Here is a 17,819-nt window from a genome sequence, read left to right on the forward strand (position 1 = left end):
CCACGCAGCACAGGACTACTTGGGGGATACCACCGTGATTACCTTGGAACTGCCGAACAACACCGGCCAGGCGAGCCTCGTTCCCGACATGCCGCCAACGACGCGGGCGCTTTCGATTTCGGTTTTCGGCCCGTTGACGATCCGCCGGGGCGACATCGAGCTGAGCGCCAACGACCTTGGCGGACCCAAGCCCCGCCAGGTACTCGAAATTCTCCTGATGAATTTTGGCACGGCAGTGTCCAAGTCCCGGCTGATGGATCTGCTGTGGGGCGGCAACCACCCGGCCGCTGCGCTGGCCACCCTTGAAAGCTATGTCAGCGTCCTCCGGCGCAACCTGCAGCCCGGCACCGGGCGAACCGGTCCCCTGCGGACGGTCACCGGCGGCTACGCCATCGACCGGTCACTGGTGGAACTGGACCTGGACCAGTTCGAAACGCTGACCAAAACGGCGTCCAAGGCAGAGCCCCGCGTTGCGCTTGCACTGCTGACAGAAGCGCTTGACCTCGCTTCCGCTCCACTGCTTGGGGACGAGCTGCTGCCGGCGTGGGCAGAGGAGGAGCGCGCCGCGCACGCAGCGCGCGTCGGCCTGGCACGCGTTGCGGCTGCGGAAATCGCGCTCTCCGTGGGAGAAACAAGCAAGGCCATTGCCTGGGGCGGAGCGGCGGCCAAGGAGGATCCCCTCAACGAGCGGGCATGGACGGCGTTGATTCTTGGGCTTGAGCAGAATGGCGAGAGCACGGAAGCCTTGCGCGCTTACGACCGCTGCCGGAGGGTCATGGATGAGGAACTGGGCTGCGCCCCTGCTCCCACGCTGAGGGAGGCACAGGCAAGACTCCTGCGGAGCACCGCATCGTTGGCACCTGCGGAGTTCGGGGGCCGTCGTCCCGCGGTGACGGAAAGCCGTCCCGTTGCGAGGGTGACCCCGCAGGAAACGGGACGCCTGCGGATCCTGATTGTTGATGACCACACCACGTTTTCCGACCTGTTGGCCGGGGCGCTGGACCGTGAGCCGGACCTGCAAAGCGTAGGAGCGGCGAAGTCCGTTGCATCTTCGGTGACGATGTTCCGGGACCTTGCGCCCGACGTCGTGATTATGGATCTGCACCTCCCCGACGGATCCGGACTCGAAGCTGCCGGGCGCATCCTCTCGGAGGCGCCGGAAACCAGGATCATCATGCTGACGGGAAACCCGTCCCAGGAAGCTCTATGTGAAGCCGCCCGCACGGGCATCTGCGGATTCCTTCCGAAAGACGGCGCACTGGGAGCCATGCTGGACACGTTGCGGCACGCCCACACCGGCAGCATGATTGTGCCTCCGGCACTGCTGGCCGGATGGGGCAGCGCCGCAGATTCCGTGCCGATAGCTTCAGCGGCGTGACCCGACAGCTCACCGTCCGGGACGCGGAGGGCCCTGCTTAGGCTGCGCGTAGGGTGGGAGGTGGACGAAAGGAGCACTTCATGAAGAAAATCCTCATGGTATTGACCAGCGTTTCCGAGATTGGCGATACGGGAGAGAAGACCGGCTACAACGTTGCCGAGGCTGCGCATCCGTGGAAGGTGTTTAAGGATTCCGGGCATTTCGTCGACTTTGCGTCCATCCAGGGCGGCCAGCCGCCGCGCGACGAGGTGGACACAAAAGACCCCATCCAGGTCGCCTTCACGGAGGATGAGACCACGCGCGCCGGCCTCTACAACACCGCCCGTGTGGACGTGGTGGATCCGAACCAGTACGACGGCGTCTACCTCGTGGGCGGCCACGGCACCATGTGGGACTTCCCGGACAGCGAAGGCCTGCAGAATCTGGTGGCGAGCGTCTACAACGCCGGGGGCCTGGTGGGCGCGGTCTGCCACGGACCGGCCGGACTGTTGAACGTGGAATTAGAGAACGGGCTTCGCCTCGTCGAGGGCCGGCGGGTGGCCGCCTTCACCAACGACGAGGAGGTTGCCGCAGGGAAGGACAAGGTCATCCCGTTCTTCCTGGCGGACCGGCTCGAGGAACAGGGCGCCACCCACGTCTCCGCCGGTGTCTTTGAGGAGAAGGTGGTGGTTGACGACCGGCTGGTGACCGGGCAGAACCCGGCGTCCGCTGCCGGCGTGGCCAAAGAGATGGAGAAGCTCTTCGCAGAGGTCATCCACCAGGAAAAGGCCGAGGAACAGCACGACGCCGAGGCCCTGCGCGCCGAGAAGGACGCTGTGAAGGCCGCTGCCGCGGAAGAAGAGCGGTAAGCCGAAAGTACGTGAAACTGACGGCCACCCGGAAGATTGGGGTGGCCGTCAGTTTGCGTACGGGGCGGTGACAAGCGGGCGCGGCTTAGGCTTGGCCTATGTCTACTGATGATGAGAAGGACCCTCCCGTGCCCGCTGACGTTGAGGGAAAGATCCCGAAAAAGGTTCACGACAAGCCAGGTACAGACGATGGTGAGGCGCGGACCGATGAACCTGCTGACTGACTAGGCTGGCCGCCTGATCTTAGCCGCGGCCAGCACCGTTTCCGGTGTCCTCCCAGATCACATCCAGGTTGCGGAAGGTGACAGGTCCGTCGCACAGTGCCGCCATTTTTGCGGCGAACTCGGACGTTTCCGGCCGGCCCGAATTCTCCATTGCCGAGTCATAGGATTCGAACTCTGCGATGGTTAAGTAGGTCCCGGGGTGGTCTCTGTCCGCCGTGGCCACAATGCGGCGGAAAGTGGGCTGATTGCTTCCCTCGGTTTGTGTGGGACGGCCCAGCTCTTCGATCTCCTTGATGCGGGAAGTCCTGAATTCGATGATCTGAAAAAACCCAGCCATGACGGCTCCTCGACGGCGGTGGACAGTGGTGCGGATCAGGCTACTCCCCGCGCCGGGCGGTGCACAGGGGAAAAGCGCCCCACTTGTCCAGTGCGGGAGGGTTTCCCCGGCCTATTGACTGCCTGTAGCCGGAGGAATAGTTTCTGCGTTAGCGGGGTCAAATACCCGCTTCCACGGAATGAGGGGCCGGATCTGGGCCGCTCCTGCACCGCGCGATGGAGCCGGGTGAGGAGGATTCTGTGTGTGCCCCATTCAGCACCGCGTGTGTCCGGGCTGCGCGGGTGCACTCGGGACAGCCTGATGAGCGCCGGATGGAATGGAAATCTAGGGAAAGGAAAGGCCATGCCGAAGTATCTGTTTGAAGCGACCTACGTTGGCAAAGGAATCCAGGGGCTCATGCAGGAAGGCGGCACCAAGCGGCGCGACGCCCTGACCGAGGCGCTGAAATCCGTCGGAGGATCGCTGGAGAGTTTCTACTACGCTTTTGGCTACTACGACGTCCTTGGCGTTTTTGAGGCGCCGGATGATGCAAGTGCTGCAGCACTGTCGCTGCTGATCAATTCGTCGGGGAGCGTCAACGTCCGGCTGAAGCCGCTCCTGACGGTCGAAGACCTCGATGAAGCTGCCAAGAAGACGCCTTCCTACCGGGCTCCGGGACAGTAAAGCCCCGGGACAGTAGGGGAGTTCGGCACCTTGGCCGCGGGCCGCCGTCGTAAATTTACGATGGCGGCCCGCCGGCTGCCGGGCGTGCCTTTCCAACCGCTTCTTGACCTTGAAAACGGGCAGGCGTACCTTACGGTTAGTGGGTTGGCCCAAGGGTGTCCAAAGCTTCGCCCGGCAGCGTCGCCGGCAGGTGCATACTCGAGAATCACGCCGGTGCTACATGCCGCACATGCAGAACCGGCGCATCCGGTCTCCGCCGCTGGAACAGGCCGTCCGGGTTCTTCCCGGGCCCGCAGCGGCTGCATCATGAAGGTCCCGCACGGCCGGGGGATGCCGTGCCAGGTCCCCGAGCGTCTAGCCATGCCCGGGGCGAATGGAAGTCACCATGGACAACAATGGATTTCAGGCCCTGCAGGAGAATGTCCGGGGCCACGTCATTACCCCCGAACACCCCAGCTACGACGCGTCGCGGTCCGTCTATAACGGCATGATCGACAAACGTCCCGCCGCGGTACTGCGGGTTTCGCAGGTCGCGGACGTCATCGCCGGAGTAAATTTCGCTCGCGATAACGGTATGGACCTCGCGCTTCGGGGTGGGGGTCACAGTGCCCCGGGGTTTGGGACCTGCGACGGTGGGCTCGTGCTGGACTTCGCCGACCGCACGGGCGTCCGGGTGGATCCTGCTGCCCAGACCGCCAGAGCTGAGGCAGGCACCACCTGGGCCGACTTCAACCACGCAACGAACGCGTTCGGGCTGGCAACAACCGGCGGCATTATCGGATCCACGGGTGTGGCCGGACTGACGCTCGGCGGCGGCATAGGATACCTCGCGCGTAAGCACGGCCTGTCCTGCGACAACCTCATATCCGCGGACGTGGTCACCGCGGACGGGAAGTTCCTCACGGCCAGCGCCACCGAAAATGACGATCTCTTCTGGGCGTTACGCGGCGGCACAGGAAACTTCGGCGCGGTAACTTCCCTGGAATTCACCCTGCATCCGGTCGAGGTGGTCTACGGCGGTGTGGTGATCTACCTGCTCGAGCAGGTTGAGGCTGTTGGGCAGCTGTACCGGGACTATATCGCCACAGCTCCTGAAGACATGGGAATCTTCCTCGGATTCCACCAGGGCCCACCGGTTCCCTTCCTGCCGGAGGAGCACCACGGTAAACCCGTGGTGGTTGTGGTGGGCTGCTGGACCGGTCCCCACGATGAAGGCCAGCGGCAATGGCAGCAGTTCCTGGATGTCGCCCCAGTCGCCGGGCAGTTTGTCGGCCCGATCCCGTACCCGATGCTCAACACGTTGTTCGACCCGATGCTCCCGAAGGGCCTTCAAGCATATTGGAAGGCGGAGTTCCTGCCGGAGCTGAGCGACGACGTGATCGGCGTTGCCCGGAAATTCGGAGCCGGGGTGCCCAGTCCTCAAACCGCCAATCATTACTACCCCATCAATGGTGCAGCCCAACGCGTGGGACAGGAGGAGACTGCCTTTCCTTACCGGGATGCCAACTTCTCGGTAGCCATCGCCGGAATGTGGGAGTCCCCGGCGGACAACGCGGCCAACACGAGGTGGGTCAGGGACTACCACCAGGCCCTGCATCCTTACGGAGCCGGCGGGGGCTACGTTAACTTCCTTGACGCCGACGACCAGTCCAGCATCCAGGACAACTACGGCGGCAATTACGCCAGGTTGGCCAGGATCAAGGCGAAGTACGATCCGGGCAACCTGTTCCATATCAACCAGAACATCAAACCTGCGGACTGAGGCACGGGCCGAGGAATCCAACGACTAAACCGCAACCGTTGTTGCCTTGGTCCGGCAGTGGGAAGATGAACGGAAATGCTGGGCTGCTGCCGGTCAAGGGGTAAGAAGAACGACGACGTGTGCCCGGCTTGGTAAGCGAGGCGCGGTGAGCGGGCCATGACACAACACAGCGGGCAGCAGCGGCGGCTGAAGGTATCCGACGTCAACGTCGTCAACCGCCGCACGCTACGGAAGGCACTCGGCGGGACCATCGTGGGTAACACGATGGAGTGGTACGACGTCGGGGTATTCGGCTACCTCATCACCACCATGGGACCGGTGTTCCTGCCCGAAGCGGACCGGGCCGTGCAGAACCTGTTCCTGCTGGGGACCTTCGGCGCCACGTTCATCGCCCGGCCGCTGGGCGGGATCTTCTTCGGCTGGCTGGGCGACAAGATCGGCCGCCAGAAGGTGCTGGCCATGACGCTGATGCTCATGGCCGTGGCGACGTTCGCCGTCGGACTGCTTCCCGGGTACGCGGTGCTGGGCATCTGGGCGGCGGTGCTGCTGGTGGTCCTCAAGCTGGTGCAGGGCTTTTCCACCGGCGGCGAATACTCGGGAGCCACCACATTCGTGTGCGAGCATTCACCGGACCGCCGACGTGGCTTCTACGTCAGTTTCCTGGACATGGGCAGCTACCTCGGGTTCGCAGCGGGCGGGCTGGTGGTGTCCGTCCTGCAGCTGACGCTGGGGCAGGAGCAGATGGAGGCGTGGGGCTGGCGGATCCCGTTCCTGGTGGCTGGTCCACTGGGCATCGTGGCCGTCTACTTCCGGATGAAGATCGAGGAGTCGGCCGCCTTCAAGGCCACGATGGAAGCCGAAGCCGTGGCGGCCCAGCATCCCGAGACCGGGGAGGAGCTCCGCCCCGTGGGCCCGATTGGGATCCTGAAGGCACACTGGCGGCCCATCGTCCTGGCCATGATCCTGGCGGCGGCCGCCAACACCGTGGCCTACGCCCTCACGTCCTACATGCCAACCTACCTGACCAGCAACAAGGGCTACAGCGAGGTGGAGGGGACGCTGCTGACTATCCCGGTGCTGGTGGCCATGGCGCTGTGCATCCCGTTTACCGGGCTGCTTTCGGACCGGATCGGCCGCCGCCGCGTGCTGTGGATCGGGGCCTTGAGTACGGTGGTGTTCGCGGTTCCGGCGTTCCTGGCGATAGCGGTGGGCAGCGTCCCTATGACTTTGCTGGGCCTGGCCCTGATCGCCTTCCCGGTGGCGTTTTCGGTGCCGAACCTGGCGTCGGCGCTGCCGGCGCTGTTTCCCACCGAGCACCGCTACTCCGCCATGGGCATCGCATACAATCTGGCGGTGGCCATCTTCGGCGGGACGGCACCGTTTATCATCGCGGCCCTGATCGAGTTCACCGGCGACGACATGGCGATTGCGTACTACCTCATTACTGTGGCCGCCATTGCCGCCGTGGCCATCCGGTTCCTGCCCGAATCGGCAGGGCGGCACCTGCCTGGGTCCATGCCCAGCGTGGAGTCTGTTGAGGCTGCGCAGAAGCTGGTGGCGACGCAGGACAACAACCCGCTGCTGGACCTGGAGACGCTTCCGTTTGAGAGCAGCTTCGAGATCGCGCGGGCGGAGCACAAGGGGCGGCCCGGGAAGCCGACGGTGATGTAAAGGGTGAAGGTACGACGGCGGCACTTGGCTGGGTGCCGAACCATTCGGCGTCAGGGGCGGCAAGAGCTCCGCACAGCGACGGCTCCGTCCCTTCGGGACGGAGCCTTCGTCAACCAGCTGCCTGTTAGGAGTCCTGGTCCACGGCTACAACGATCTTGCCGCGGGTATGGCCCTCCATGTTGCTGCGGAAGGCATCCTCGGCCTTCTCCAGTGGGAAGACTCCGGCAACTTCCACGCGGATCTTCCGGCTGTCCACCAGGTCGGCGAGTTTCTGCAGGTCGGCGCCCACCGGGTTGACCCACATCCAGTCTCCGCCGTGCTGTTCGACGTCATTGTCGGCGATGGATGCATGCCGGCCTCCCTCGGCCAACACCGCCAAGGTTGCCTCGAGGTTTCCGCCCACGAAGTCGGCCACGACGTCTACACCGTCAGGGCGCAGTTCACGGACGCGTTCTGCGAGCCCGTCTCCGTAGGCAACCGGCTCCGCACTCAGGGAACGGAGGAACTCGTGGTTTTTCTCGGAGGCGGTGGCAATGACGGTGGCGCCCATGGCCACGGCGATCTGGATGCCAAGCGAGCCCACGCCGCCGGCGCCACCGTGGATCAGCACAGTTTCGCCAGCCTTTAGGCCCAGCCGGTTCAGGACCTGGTAGGCGGTCAGGCCGGCGAGCGGGAGGCCCGCTGCCTCGCTCCACCCGAGCGAGGCAGGCTTCCGCGCCAGGAGCCGCTCCGGCAGCGCGATGTACTCCGCAAAGCTGCCCCCGTGGACGTAGTCCTTGCGGGCATAGGAAATGACCTCGTCGCCCGGCTTGAACTGCTTGGCATCGATCCCCACCGATTCCACAACCCCCGCCACGTCCCACCCGGGGATGGCGGGAAACTGCAGGTCCATGATGGCGTCCAGGCCACCGGCCATGATCTTCCAGTCCACCGGGTTCACTGCTGCGGCCTTGACCTTTACCAGGACCATGCCTGGCGCGATCTTTGGCATCGGCTGATCGCCGTATTCGAGGACGTCCGGGTTTCCGTATGAGTTGTAAGTGATTGCCTTCATGCCTTCCACAACCGCGTGGTTGGACCTTGGTATTCCGGGTCAGGCCTCCAAGTGGCGCATCGCACGAACAGGTGCGGCGGCGATCATAGCCGGTCTCGGCTGCGGCTCGTGGAAAGCCTAAGCGTTTGCGGAAGGTCTTTTTAAACCGACGACCCAAATGTTGTGTTCAGAGGTCGTGTGGACAGATTTCAGTGCCCACCAGCTCAGGCCTTCCTTGCCCATACGAAGGCTCGCCATCGCTTCCCGCCCAGATGACACCGCCTCCCGGGCAGGGCATCACGTCGAACGCCAGGCCATCACGATGCGCCCGCAGGTGACGCCCGTCATCCTCCACCACTTCCCAACCCGCCGCTGGCAGCGCTGCCCGATAGTGCTGCAACACATCGACGCCTCCTGAGAGCTTGAACCAGCGGGTACAGCCGCCGACGCCACTCATGCCGCCGCCACTGAAGTGGCCGATATGGCTGATGGAATCGAACGCCTGCTGGGCCTCTCGATCTGCGCTTGCCATGGGCTCCTCCGTGCCCTCGGCCACGCATTGAGGAGCGGAGACAAATTGGTTCTCCAACTTCTGCCCCAGCGCTGCGGGGGTGACAGTGAACATCCCGAGCAGCATGAGGACCGGGATGGCCACGGCTGTCAGCCGCATCCACCGTCGTGTCGAGACCATGAAGCTGATCATGGCAACCACCGCGACCAGGCCGAGCCCCAATCCGGAGGGTCCGGCCGTGAGCCCCCACGTGAGCCCCTCGAACGCAGTACCGCTCACATCGCCGTAAATTCTCATGAATTCGTAGTGGACCATCACGGCTAGCAACGCCAGTCCTGCCCCAACGACGAGCAGCACCGCGGCAGAAACGGCTCGGCCGGTCACGGGCATGGCTCATTGTATTGCCGGTCCCGTCCTCGAGATAGAGAGGCAAAGTCCGTGTCCTGCTCCGCCGGCGAGGCGGGGGAAGGCCCGGCGGCGGCACCAGAGCTACCCCGCCACTGCCGCCTTCGCCGCCTGCTTGGCGTTCATCCACTCGCTCAGCCACGGCGCCCGGACGGTGGAGGTGATCCGGCAGTCGGCCACAAAGGTTCCTTTGGCCCCGGCGTCGATCCACTCCGTAAGCGCGGACAGGTCCACCAGCGATCGGATGACTGCCGACTCAGCTCCCAGTGCCCGGGCGACACCGCTGAAGTCCACCTCGGGGATCAGCATCGGCTTTTCGGTCAGGCCCTGAGAGCCGTACTGGTGAATTTCGGCCCCGTAGGCCGCGTCGTTGTAGATCACCACGACAGCGCTTTTTGCCGTGCCGATGAGTGATTCCAGGTCAGCCAGGCCCATCAGGAAACCGCCGTCGCCGGACGCCAGCACAAGTGTGCGGCCGTCCTCCACCGCGCGGGCTGCCCCGACAGCGCTCGCAAGTCCCAGCCCGATGGACTGGAAGGCGGTCCCCACCATCACTAGGTCCTGCGGCCGCGGGATGTTCCAGTACATGGGTGCCCAGCCGATGAAGTGCCCGCCGTCCTGAACCACCGTTCGGCGCTCGGGCAGCACGGCATTCAGCGCGGTGGCGAGGGAGCGCGGATCCAGCCGGCCGTCCGGGGTCTCGTCCGAGCCTGGGTGGTGGGCGGGTCCTTCGGCCAGACGTTTGCGGGCTTCCGCGCGCCACGCTTCCGCCGCAGCCTCACCATCAAGCAACTGCAGGAGGCGCGCCGCGGCAGTCTTCGCGTCTGCGCTGACGAACAGGTCCACCCGGGGATGCGTGGGTTGCAGTCCGGTGTCGATCTGGATGACCGTGCTGTCCGGGCCGAGCAGGTGCCCGAACCGCATGGTGAAGGGGCTCAGGCTCGCCCCGGCCACCAGCACCACGTCGGCCTCGCCCATGAGCCCGGCCGCGGTGTCGGTGCCGAAACCGCCCGCGACGCCCAAGTACCCCTCGCCTTTGAGGAGGTTGAGCGCCAGGGCGGTTCCGGCGGTCAGTGCGCCGAGCCGGTCGGCGAGTTCGCGGAGCTCCGGGCCGGCTCCGGCGAGATGCGCACCACGGCCGGCCAGGATCAGCGGCCGCTTCGCCCCGGCGAGCAGGCGGGCTGCCTGCCCAAGGCCGCCGTCGACGTCGTCAGTCACCTTGGGCGCGTGCGGCTCGGGGAGGTCCTCATCCGCAGCCTCGAGTGACGCTAGATCGTAGGGAATGGCAAGCACGACGGCGGTGCGCTTGGTAAATGCGTACTCCACCGCCTGCTGTGTGATGGAGCCGGCGGCGTCGCGGGTGACGGTTAAGGTTGCCGCGCCCATGCCCGCGGCGATGGCCGCCTGGTCCACGTCCTGCGGCCGGGCGCCACTGCTCGGGGCATCTCCGGTGACGAGCACAACGGGGATTTGCGCCTGAACCGCCTCGGCGAGGGCGGTGAGGGCGTTGGTATAGCCGGGTCCGTAGGTGGTGGTGCCCGCCGCGAGCCGTCCCGAGGTCCGGTAGTAGGCGTCGGCAGCGGCGATGGCGGCACCCTCATGCCGCACGGGGGAGAAGCGGAGGCCTAGCTTTTCCGCGGCGTCCAGGAAGTAGACGTTTCCGTTGCCCATCACGCCGAAGATGTCGCTGAGGTAGCTGCTGAGAACCTGTGCCACGCGGCCGGAGACGGTAAGTGAAGTCATGGAGGAATCGTGTGGCCTGCGTCTCACGTTTGCAATAGCGCTCGATACTGCTGGGACTTTTGGCAGTAGAAGAAGCAGCAAGTGACAATTTGCCCAAACTGTGGCCGCCGTCACCTGTTTCTAGTCGGAGGGGCGGCCTTCCTGCTCGGACAGGCGGCTGATGAGTCCGTCGTACCGGGGCGGCATGAGTTCCATGACGGAGATGGCGGTGCTGGTCCGCTGGATCCCGTCGATTTCCAGGATCTGGTTGGTGATGCGGTAGAGGTCGGCGGTGCCCCGGGCTACCACCTTGGCCATGAGGTCCGCGTCGCCGGTGGTGGCGTGCACCTCGATGACTTCCGGGATCGCTGCGAGGCCGCTCTCCACGGAGCCGAACCGCGTCTGGCTGATTTCCAGGGAGAGGAAGGCCATGAGCTCGTAGCCGAGCGCTGCGGGGTCCAGCCGCCGGCTGAAGGAGCGGAGTGCGCCGCTGCGCTCCAGCCGTGCCAGGCGGGCATGGACGGTGTTGCGTGCGACGCCGAGTGTCCGGGAGAGTGCCAGGGCGCTGGCTTCGGGGTCCTTGTCGAGGGCCAGGATGATCCGGCCGTCGAGCGAATCGAGGGTGCGAGCATTCGTGATGGTCATATTTTCACCAGAGCTACTAGAAGTTGAGCAGAAGTCCCAAGCACAAAAGCGTATCTTGCTATGTGGGCCGGGTCACAACCATGATCGGTGCCCATGACCCCTGAACAACTCCTGACGAGGCCGGACACAGCGCTGCCCACCCTTCGCCGCGCCGTGACAGGCCTTCCGTCCTACGTCCCGGGCAGGCGCGGTGCTGGCGTGGACATCGCAGCCCTCGCCAGCAACGAAAGCCACTACGAGCCCCTGCCCGCTGCCGCCGCTGCGGTGGCCGAAGCTGCTGGCAAGATGAACCGCTACCCGGACAGCGCCGCCGTCGAACTCCGCGAACGGCTCGCCCTGCATCTGGGCGTCACCGCCGAAGAGGTCGCGGTGGGGCCGGGCAGCGTGGGCGTCCTCCAGCAGATCATCACCGGCCTGTGCGACGCCGGGGATGAAGTGATCTTCGCGTGGCGCTCCTTCGAGGCGTACCCCATCCTGGTTGAGCTGGCAGGCGCCCGGCCGGTCCGCATCCCGCTGGACCACCTTGAGGGCCACGACCTCGATGCCATGGCCGCCGCCGTCACTGAACGTACGAAGGTCATCCTGCTCTGCACCCCCAACAACCCGACCGGCGTGCCGATCAGCCACGAACGCATCGAGGCTTTCCTGCGCGCCGTCCGCTCTGACATCCTCGTGGTGATCGACGAGGCCTACGTGGAATATGCCGAAGCGGGCAGCGGGCCCGATTCCTTGGAGCTCTACCGTGAGTACCCGAACGTCTGCATCCTGCGGACCTTTTCGAAGGCCTACGGGCTCGCCGGCCTGCGCGTGGGGTACGCCGTGGCGGCACCGGCCATTGCTGAGGGGCTGCGCCGGACCGCCTTGCCCTTCTCGGTGAGCGCACTGGCGCAGAAGGCAGCCATCGCTTCGCTTGACGCGGGGGAGGAGATGGAGGCGCGGGTCGCCGTCGTGAAGCAGGAGCGTGCACGGATGGCTGCGCAGTTGGCATCCCAGGGCTGGAAACTCCAGCCAAGCCAGGGCAATTTCCTGTGGATCCGTGCGGATGACGAGCTCCGGGCGAGGCTCGTCGAGGCGTTCGACGGCGCGGGCATCCTGGTGCGGGCGTACCAGGGCGACGGCGTGCGGATCACCGTTGCCGACGCCGCCGCCAACAATCGCGTGCTCCGGCTCCTCGCAGCCCACGCGGTCTGACCATTCTCTGATCCCTTACTACTCCGTTCCACCTACTAACTAGAGGAATCCCCCATGGAACAACAGACAAAGACGTCTGACCGCGCCCTCGGCGCGGCCCTCAAACCACGCCAGCTCACCATGATGGGCCTCGGAAGCGCCATCGGCGCCGGCCTGTTCATCGGCTCCGGCGCGGGCATCCAGGCTGCCGGCCCGGCGGTGCTGATTTCCTACCTCGTGGCCGGCACCCTCATCATCCTGGTGATGTGGGCCCTCGGCGAGATGGCCGCCGCCAACCCGGACAGCGGCGCGTTCTCTGTCTACACCGCCAAGGCCTACGGGCCGGTGGCCGGTGCCACGGTGGGCTGGCTCTGGTGGATCCAACTCGTGGTGGTCATCGCAGCCGAAGCGCTCGGGGCGGCTGGCCTGCTGGCGACGATCTTCCCGGCGCTGCCGGTGTGGCTGATGGCCTTCGTTTTCATTGTGGTGCTCACCGCCGTGAACCTGACCAGTGTGAAGAACTTCGGTGAGTTCGAGTTCTGGTTCGCGCTGCTGAAAGTGGCAGCAATCGTCGCGTTCCTGGCTGTGGGCGCTGCCCTGCTGTTCGGCTGGCTGCCGGGCGTCCAGTCGCCGGGCCTGTCTAACTTCACGGGTGACGGCTTCGCGCCCAGTGGTTTCGCCGGCATTGCCACGGCGCTGTTTGTTGTGGCGTTTGCGTTCGGCGGCACCGAGATTGTGTCCGTGGCGGCAGCTGAGACCGCTGAGCCGGCCCGGAGCGTGAAGAAGGCAGTCCGCACGGTGCTGTGGCGCATCCTGGTGTTCTACATCGGTGCCATCTTCATCATCGCGGCTGTGGTTCCCGTCGGTTCTGAGGGGCTGAAGAGCCCCTTCGCCGCGGTGTTGGAAGCCGCCGGCATGCCCGGTGCAGCCACCGCGATCACGCTGGTAGCCGTCGCAGCACTGCTCTCCGCCCTCAACGCCAACCTCTACGGTGCCTCCCGGATGGCGTACTCCCTCGCCGAGCGGGGCGAAGCACCCCGGCTGCTCGCTTCCGTGTCCAAGGCGCGTGTCCCGGTGGTCGCAGTCCTGGCGAGCGTCGCCTTTGGCGTTGTCACGGTCGTGCTGGAGCTGGCATTCCCTGAGATGGTCCTTGGCGTCCTGCTGAACATCGTGGGTTCGACCTGTCTGCTGGTGTGGACGTCAGCGCTCCTGGCCCAGCTCGCGCTGCGCCTCCGTGCCGACCGCGAGGGAACGGAGCTTCCGCTGCGGATGCCCGGCTTCCCGTGGCTCACGGGCTTTGGCCTGCTCATCCTTGCGGCGATCTTCACGGTGGGCTTCATCGGCGAGGATTCCCGTCCCCAGCTCCTGAGCACTTTCGGACTCGTGGCGCTCCTGGCGGTGGCGAACTGGCTGAATCACCGGTCGCGGAAGGTTTCGCCCGCCGTCGAAACGTCTGACCCTGCCAAGCCGCCAGTGCTTGTCGACTGAATCAAGTGCCCTGAACCACTTGAAAGTTTAGGCAACGAAGGGCGCCCGGCCTGACGACCGGGCGCCTTTCGTTGTTCTGACAACGATGCGTGCGGGAATGTCTTCCGGAGCCCGAAACTGATAGTTCTACCGCTGACTACGAGCCCAGCTTGCTTGCTGCGCAGCGACGCCTTCGTCTCCGGCTCGTCCCCACTGTCCTCTGTCTAAGACTTAGTTTCCAGGTTGCCATTCAAGCAGCTTGATGTCCTCGTTGATGTGCGGCCCATCGGCAGCAGTATCCTCGATGTGTACGTCACCGCCTGGCAGGTACTTCCCGCCATCTAATGAGATGGAAAGTACTTTCACTTGGGAAAGAAATTCTTCACCGTGATTAGGGCCGCTCATAAATCTGTAGTTGAAGGTCATATTCCTGACGCTATCATGCAGCAAATGGGCTAGGGCGGAATTCCTTAGGCCATGACCTGTGGCGCGCTAACCTCAATCTCTGCACCCGTAAATACCATTGATAACGTCTTCCTGTGCCTACTTGGAGATGCTTGCGTGATCGTTCACCTGCAAACGACCTACCCCGGCTGCGGTGACGTCCGTGCCGCGTACAGCCATGGACTCGAGAGAGCTCCTCCACTTCTCTAGCCCTTAGCTACCGCCACCGGTAAGCCCCATGAACATCGTCCGGTGCAGGATGTCCACGTGTTTTCGCGAGACCTCCACGGCCTCCTCAACCCGGCCGGCGCGCAGGGCTGCCACAAGCGCGACGTGGTCGTGGTTGGATTTGTGCAGCTTCTCGATGGGGTAGGGGATGAAGTAGTCGTAGAGCTCGGCGAGGGTCTCGTGATAAACCTCGACGGCCGAGTCCAGACATGAAGCAGTACCTATCAGTTGATGGAACTGCTCGTCCATCCGGTGGTAGTAGGACCAGTCGCTCGCTTCGGCCATCTCACGGGTCAGCCGCTCCAGCTCGTCCAGCTGCTCAGCTGTGGCGTTGACCGCCGCGTAGTGCGTCACAGCGCACTCGAACAAAAGCCGCCGATCCACAAGCCGGTTCACCGCCTGGGACTCGGCCGGCGACGCCGAGAGTGAGGCCAAAACTTCAGTAGGCGGCGCGTCCGCTACAAACGTTCCGCCGGCCCGCCCGCGCCGACGCACCACCACACCCTGCTCCGCCAGACTCGCGAGTGCACGGCGGGCGGTAATCGGGCTGACCGATAGACCAAGGGCCACGTCCTCCTGGTCCGGCAGCCGTTCGCCCGGCTTCAGCAGCCCCAGCGAAATCGCCATCCCGATCCGCATCCGCACCGCGTCCATCGCACTGCGTCGCTCCATGCCGGGCATCCTGCCGGTACCAAGGCGGGCGGGCTCGGCGCTGTCCTCCAACTGACGGGTCATATCCGCTACCTTACGGCCCACCTCGGCCCCTTTCCTTTATTGGTTCATTCTGATCTAATATAACCCGGATCACACCCAATCGCGGAGATTACCCATGCAACGCATCCTTCCCCTCATCGCTGCCCAGGCCCGGCCAAGGCTAATCGGCGAACCCGTCTCGGCCTTCGCGGACGAGGTCAAGAAAGCCCTCGAAGCCCAGCCCCACAGCAAGCTGGTCGTCTTCCCCGAGCTGCACCTCTTCGGCGATGAAAACCCCGACCTGCAGCGCACCGAAATGCTCCGGGCAAGTGCGGAGCCCCTGGACGGTCCAAGAGTCAAAGAGCTCAAGCAGCTGGCAAAGGACCTGAACATCTGGCTGGTCCCCGGCAGCGTCTGCGAACGCGGCCCGGAGGGACAGCTGTTCAACACCCAACTGGTCCTGTCCCCCGAAGGGGAGCTCGCCGGCTACTACCGGAAGATCTTCCCCTGGCGCCCGTTCGAGCCCTATGTCCCAGGCGACAAGTTCACCACCGTGGACCTGCCCGGCATCGGCAGGGTGGGCCTGAACATCTGCTACGACGCCTGGTACCCGGAGGTGTCCCGCCAGCTCGCCTGGATGGGCGCCGACGTCATCCTCAACGTCGTCAAAACCACCACCCCGGACCGCAAACAGGAACTGATCCTCGCCAAGGCCAACGCCATCGTGAACCAGGTCTTTATGGTCAGCGTGAACTGCGCCGGCCCCACCGGCCAGGGCAAGAGCATCATCGTGGACCCGGAGGGCAACACCCTCGCCGAGGCCCCGGATGATCAGCCGCAGCTGCTCACCGCGGAACTGGACCTGGCCGCCGTCGAGCGCGTCCGCACGCACGGCACGGAGAACCTCAACCGTCCCTGGTCGCAGTTCCGCGAGGGGGAGCCCGCCGTCGAACTTTCCGTCTACCAAGGCCGGATCAATCCGGCCACCTGGACACCGCCGTCCTACAAGCCGTAAGGAAACACCGTGACAACCACCCTCACCCGCACGCTGAAGCTGCCCTCGCTGGTCCTGTTCGGGCTGGCGTACCTGACCCCGATCATCGTCCTGGGGATCTTCGGCATCATCGCCGAAACCACCGGCGGCGCCGCGCCCGCCGCGTACCTCGTGGCGCTCGTGGCCATGCTGTTCACCGCGCACAGCTACGGGCGGATGGCCATCGCCCACCCCGTGGCCGGTTCCGCCTACACGTACGTCCGCCGCTCCATCGATGCCAGGGTCGGGTTCCTGGTGGGCTGGGCCGTCCTGCTCGACTACCTCTTCCTGCCCATGGTCATCTGGCTCATCGGCGGCTCCTACCTGAGCGCCCAGTTCCCCGGCGTCCCCATCGGCGTCTGGATCGTGGGCTTCATCGTCATCACCACGCTGCTGAACATCCTGGGCATCAAGGTGGCGGACAAGGCCAACTACGTGTTGATGGCGTTCCAGCTGCTGGTCCTCGTGTTCTTTGTGGCGCTGGCCATCGGCAGCGTGGTGTCCGCCAACGGCGCAGGGGGACTGGCCAGCGGGCAGCCGTTCTTCAACGACACGGCCAGCTTCGCCACCGTCTCGGCCGGCGCGGCCATCGCCGCGTACTCGTTCCTGGGGTTCGACGCCGTTACCACCCTCACCGAGGAAACCGTCAACCCGCGCCGGACCGTGCCTCGCGCCATCATGCTGGTGGCCCTGATCGGCGGGGGCATCTTCGTGGCGGTGTCCTATGTGACCCAGCTGGTCCACCCCGGGGGCGTGTTTGAGGACTCGGCCTCCGCGGCCAGCTCCATCGCCCTGCAGATCGGCGGGCAGCTGTTCGGCGCCGTGTTCCTGGCCGGCCTGGTGGTGGCGCAGTTCGCCTCCGGCCTCGCCGCCCAGGCCAGCGCCTCCCGGCTGCTGTACGCTATGGGCCGCGACTCTGTCCTGCCCAAGGCGGTCTTCGGCCGGCTCAGCGAGAAGTTCCACACGCCGGTGGCGAACCTGGTGATCACGGGCATCGTGGGCCTGATCGCGATCTTCCTGGACGTGGCCACGTCGACGTCGTTCATCAACTTTGGTGCCTTCACCGCCTTCACGCTGGTGAACGCCGCGGTGGTGTTCCACTATGTGCGCCAGCGCCGGGCCGGGCAGCAGCTGAACCCGGTGTCCTACGTGGTGGTCCCGGTGATCGGCGCGGTCATCTGCGCCTACCTGCTCTCCCGGCTGGACAGCAACGCCATTACGCTGGGTGTGTCCTGGCTGGTGCTGGGCGTGGTGGTCCTGGCCCTGATCACCCGCGGGTTCAAGGCCTCGCCGCCGGAGATGACGGCCACGGAGAAGGCGACGGTGGAGGCAGCCGCCTGATTTTTGGTTAGTTTGGTCCCGGCTGTTGGGCCGAGGGAAGGAACAGCTGTGAGGATTGCGCTTGGGCAGCTGGCGTCGGGCGCCGACATCCGGGCCAACCTCGCCGCGATCGACCGGTCCGCCGCCGAGGCGGCGCGCGACGGCGCCGCGCTGGTCGCCTTCCCGGAGTACGCCACCTACGAGAAAAAGAAAGTGGACGCGACGTTCCAGGCGGTGGCCGAGCCGCTGGACGGGCCCGTCTGCC

General features: G+C 65.2%; 18 protein-coding genes. 11 read left to right on the top strand and 7 right to left on the bottom strand.

The window, feature by feature from the left end:
* Positions 1 to 34: 34 nt before the first annotated feature.
* The 3 genes from AC5RV1_RS18275 to AC5RV1_RS18285 all read left to right on the top strand — a co-directional run bounded on the left by AC5RV1_RS18275 (position 35) and on the right by AC5RV1_RS18285 (position 2,450).
* The gene (locus tag AC5RV1_RS18275; protein WP_493995532.1) at positions 35 to 1,378 is read left to right on the top strand and encodes a BTAD domain-containing putative transcriptional regulator; all 1,344 of its coding nucleotides are present in this window, start codon (positions 35 to 37) and stop codon (positions 1,376 to 1,378) included.
* An 80-nt stretch (positions 1,379 to 1,458) separates the two neighbouring features.
* On the top strand, positions 1,459 to 2,226 hold the full coding sequence (locus tag AC5RV1_RS18280) for a type 1 glutamine amidotransferase domain-containing protein (protein ID WP_493995533.1): 768 nt from the start codon (positions 1,459 to 1,461) through the stop codon (positions 2,224 to 2,226).
* A 98-nt stretch (positions 2,227 to 2,324) separates the two neighbouring features.
* A complete protein-coding gene (locus AC5RV1_RS18285) occupies positions 2,325 to 2,450 on the top strand; it encodes a hypothetical protein (RefSeq protein ID WP_493995534.1) in 126 nt (41 codons plus the stop codon).
* A 19-nt stretch (positions 2,451 to 2,469) separates the two neighbouring features.
* Here AC5RV1_RS18285 and AC5RV1_RS18290 read toward each other — a convergent pair whose 3' ends face one another.
* Entirely contained in the window at positions 2,470 to 2,787 is a 318-nt protein-coding gene (locus AC5RV1_RS18290; RefSeq protein ID WP_493995535.1) for a hypothetical protein, read from the bottom strand.
* Between the two features lie 342 nt (positions 2,788 to 3,129).
* Here AC5RV1_RS18290 and AC5RV1_RS18295 point away from each other — a divergent pair, with 342 nt between their 5' ends.
* The 3 genes from AC5RV1_RS18295 (at position 3,130) to AC5RV1_RS18305 (ending at position 6,883) form a co-directional block, all read left to right on the top strand.
* Entirely contained in the window at positions 3,130 to 3,450 is a 321-nt protein-coding gene (locus tag AC5RV1_RS18295) for a GYD domain-containing protein (protein ID WP_493995536.1), read from the top strand.
* A 385-nt stretch (positions 3,451 to 3,835) separates the two neighbouring features.
* On the top strand, positions 3,836 to 5,212 hold the full coding sequence (locus AC5RV1_RS18300; RefSeq protein WP_493995537.1) for an FAD-binding oxidoreductase: 1,377 nt from the start codon (positions 3,836 to 3,838) through the stop codon (positions 5,210 to 5,212).
* A gap of 156 nt (positions 5,213 to 5,368) precedes the next feature.
* Complete coding sequence (locus tag AC5RV1_RS18305) at positions 5,369 to 6,883, top strand: MFS transporter (RefSeq protein ID WP_493995538.1); 1,515 nt, start codon at positions 5,369 to 5,371, stop codon at positions 6,881 to 6,883.
* A 124-nt stretch (positions 6,884 to 7,007) separates the two neighbouring features.
* Here the strand turns inward: AC5RV1_RS18305 and AC5RV1_RS18310 are convergent, their stop codons facing one another.
* The 4 genes from AC5RV1_RS18310 to AC5RV1_RS18325 all read right to left on the bottom strand — a co-directional run bounded on the left by AC5RV1_RS18310 (position 7,008) and on the right by AC5RV1_RS18325 (position 11,199).
* On the bottom strand, positions 7,008 to 7,937 hold the full coding sequence (locus AC5RV1_RS18310) for an NADP-dependent oxidoreductase (protein WP_493995539.1): 930 nt from the start codon (positions 7,935 to 7,937) through the stop codon (positions 7,008 to 7,010).
* 166 nt (positions 7,938 to 8,103) lie between these two features.
* A complete protein-coding gene (locus AC5RV1_RS18315) occupies positions 8,104 to 8,811 on the bottom strand; it encodes a hypothetical protein (protein WP_493995540.1) in 708 nt (235 codons plus the stop codon).
* Positions 8,812 to 8,916: 105 nt separating this feature from the next.
* Positions 8,917 to 10,575: a thiamine pyrophosphate-binding protein gene (locus AC5RV1_RS18320; RefSeq protein WP_493995541.1), complete on the bottom strand. Its 1,659-nt coding sequence runs from the start codon at positions 10,573 to 10,575 to the stop codon at positions 8,917 to 8,919.
* Between the two features lie 120 nt (positions 10,576 to 10,695).
* Positions 10,696 to 11,199, bottom strand: coding sequence for an Lrp/AsnC family transcriptional regulator (locus AC5RV1_RS18325; RefSeq protein WP_307096195.1), 504 nt, complete (start codon positions 11,197 to 11,199; stop codon positions 10,696 to 10,698).
* A gap of 93 nt (positions 11,200 to 11,292) precedes the next feature.
* On the opposite strand from AC5RV1_RS18325, the gene hisC reads away from it, so the two are divergent.
* Together hisC and AC5RV1_RS18335 are read left to right on the top strand one after the other, a co-directional pair.
* Positions 11,293 to 12,390, top strand: a complete 1,098-nt coding sequence (gene hisC / locus AC5RV1_RS18330; protein WP_493995542.1) for a histidinol-phosphate transaminase — start codon at positions 11,293 to 11,295, stop codon at positions 12,388 to 12,390.
* A gap of 54 nt (positions 12,391 to 12,444) precedes the next feature.
* Positions 12,445 to 13,857 (top strand): amino acid permease, encoded by a 1,413-nt coding sequence (locus AC5RV1_RS18335; RefSeq protein ID WP_493995543.1) that lies wholly within the window; start codon positions 12,445 to 12,447, stop codon positions 13,855 to 13,857.
* A gap of 210 nt (positions 13,858 to 14,067) precedes the next feature.
* On the opposite strand, the gene AC5RV1_RS18340 is transcribed toward AC5RV1_RS18335, so the two are convergent.
* Together AC5RV1_RS18340 and AC5RV1_RS18345 are read right to left on the bottom strand one after the other, a co-directional pair.
* The gene (locus AC5RV1_RS18340; RefSeq protein ID WP_493995544.1) at positions 14,068 to 14,262 is read right to left on the bottom strand and encodes a hypothetical protein; all 195 of its coding nucleotides are present in this window, start codon (positions 14,260 to 14,262) and stop codon (positions 14,068 to 14,070) included.
* A 231-nt stretch (positions 14,263 to 14,493) separates the two neighbouring features.
* Entirely contained in the window at positions 14,494 to 15,243 is a 750-nt protein-coding gene (locus AC5RV1_RS18345) for a FadR/GntR family transcriptional regulator (protein ID WP_493995545.1), read from the bottom strand.
* Between the two features lie 94 nt (positions 15,244 to 15,337).
* Between AC5RV1_RS18345 and AC5RV1_RS18350 the strand changes: the two genes are divergently transcribed.
* From AC5RV1_RS18350 to AC5RV1_RS18360, 3 genes are all read left to right on the top strand, one after another.
* Complete coding sequence (locus AC5RV1_RS18350) at positions 15,338 to 16,216, top strand: carbon-nitrogen hydrolase family protein (protein ID WP_493995546.1); 879 nt, start codon at positions 15,338 to 15,340, stop codon at positions 16,214 to 16,216.
* A gap of 9 nt (positions 16,217 to 16,225) precedes the next feature.
* Positions 16,226 to 17,575 carry an APC family permease gene (locus tag AC5RV1_RS18355; protein ID WP_493995547.1) on the top strand — a complete coding sequence of 450 codons (1,350 nt, stop codon included), beginning with the start codon at positions 16,226 to 16,228 and terminating at the stop codon, positions 17,573 to 17,575.
* A 48-nt stretch (positions 17,576 to 17,623) separates the two neighbouring features.
* The coding region (locus AC5RV1_RS18360; RefSeq protein ID WP_493995548.1) for a nitrilase-related carbon-nitrogen hydrolase at positions 17,624 to 17,819 on the top strand (196 nt) is incomplete at its 3' end.

Source organism: Arthrobacter sp. Hb9-2 (assembly GCF_059091165.1).

What these genes read in the sequence shown, in the direction of transcription:
- AC5RV1_RS18345 (WP_493995545.1), bottom strand. Translation starts at nt 15,243, where the DNA reads ATGACCCGTCAGTTGGAGGACAGCGCCGAGCCCGCCCGCCTTGGTACC.
- AC5RV1_RS18305 (WP_493995538.1), top strand. Translation starts at nt 5,369, where the DNA reads ATGACACAACACAGCGGGCAGCAGCGGCGGCTGAAGGTATCCGACGTC.
- AC5RV1_RS18300 (WP_493995537.1), top strand. Translation starts at nt 3,836, where the DNA reads ATGGACAACAATGGATTTCAGGCCCTGCAGGAGAATGTCCGGGGCCAC.
- AC5RV1_RS18285 (WP_493995534.1), top strand. Translation starts at nt 2,325, where the DNA reads ATGTCTACTGATGATGAGAAGGACCCTCCCGTGCCCGCTGACGTTGAG.
- AC5RV1_RS18310 (WP_493995539.1), bottom strand. Translation starts at nt 7,937, where the DNA reads ATGAAGGCAATCACTTACAACTCATACGGAAACCCGGACGTCCTCGAA.
- AC5RV1_RS18335 (WP_493995543.1), top strand. Translation starts at nt 12,445, where the DNA reads ATGGAACAACAGACAAAGACGTCTGACCGCGCCCTCGGCGCGGCCCTC.
- AC5RV1_RS18290 (WP_493995535.1), bottom strand. Translation starts at nt 2,787, where the DNA reads ATGGCTGGGTTTTTTCAGATCATCGAATTCAGGACTTCCCGCATCAAG.
- hisC (WP_493995542.1), top strand. Translation starts at nt 11,293, where the DNA reads ATGACCCCTGAACAACTCCTGACGAGGCCGGACACAGCGCTGCCCACC.
- AC5RV1_RS18320 (WP_493995541.1), bottom strand. Translation starts at nt 10,575, where the DNA reads ATGACTTCACTTACCGTCTCCGGCCGCGTGGCACAGGTTCTCAGCAGC.
- AC5RV1_RS18340 (WP_493995544.1), bottom strand. Translation starts at nt 14,262, where the DNA reads ATGACCTTCAACTACAGATTTATGAGCGGCCCTAATCACGGTGAAGAA.
- AC5RV1_RS18325 (WP_307096195.1), bottom strand. Translation starts at nt 11,199, where the DNA reads ATGACCATCACGAATGCTCGCACCCTCGATTCGCTCGACGGCCGGATC.
- AC5RV1_RS18350 (WP_493995546.1), top strand. Translation starts at nt 15,338, where the DNA reads ATGCAACGCATCCTTCCCCTCATCGCTGCCCAGGCCCGGCCAAGGCTA.
- AC5RV1_RS18280 (WP_493995533.1), top strand. Translation starts at nt 1,459, where the DNA reads ATGAAGAAAATCCTCATGGTATTGACCAGCGTTTCCGAGATTGGCGAT.
- AC5RV1_RS18295 (WP_493995536.1), top strand. Translation starts at nt 3,130, where the DNA reads ATGCCGAAGTATCTGTTTGAAGCGACCTACGTTGGCAAAGGAATCCAG.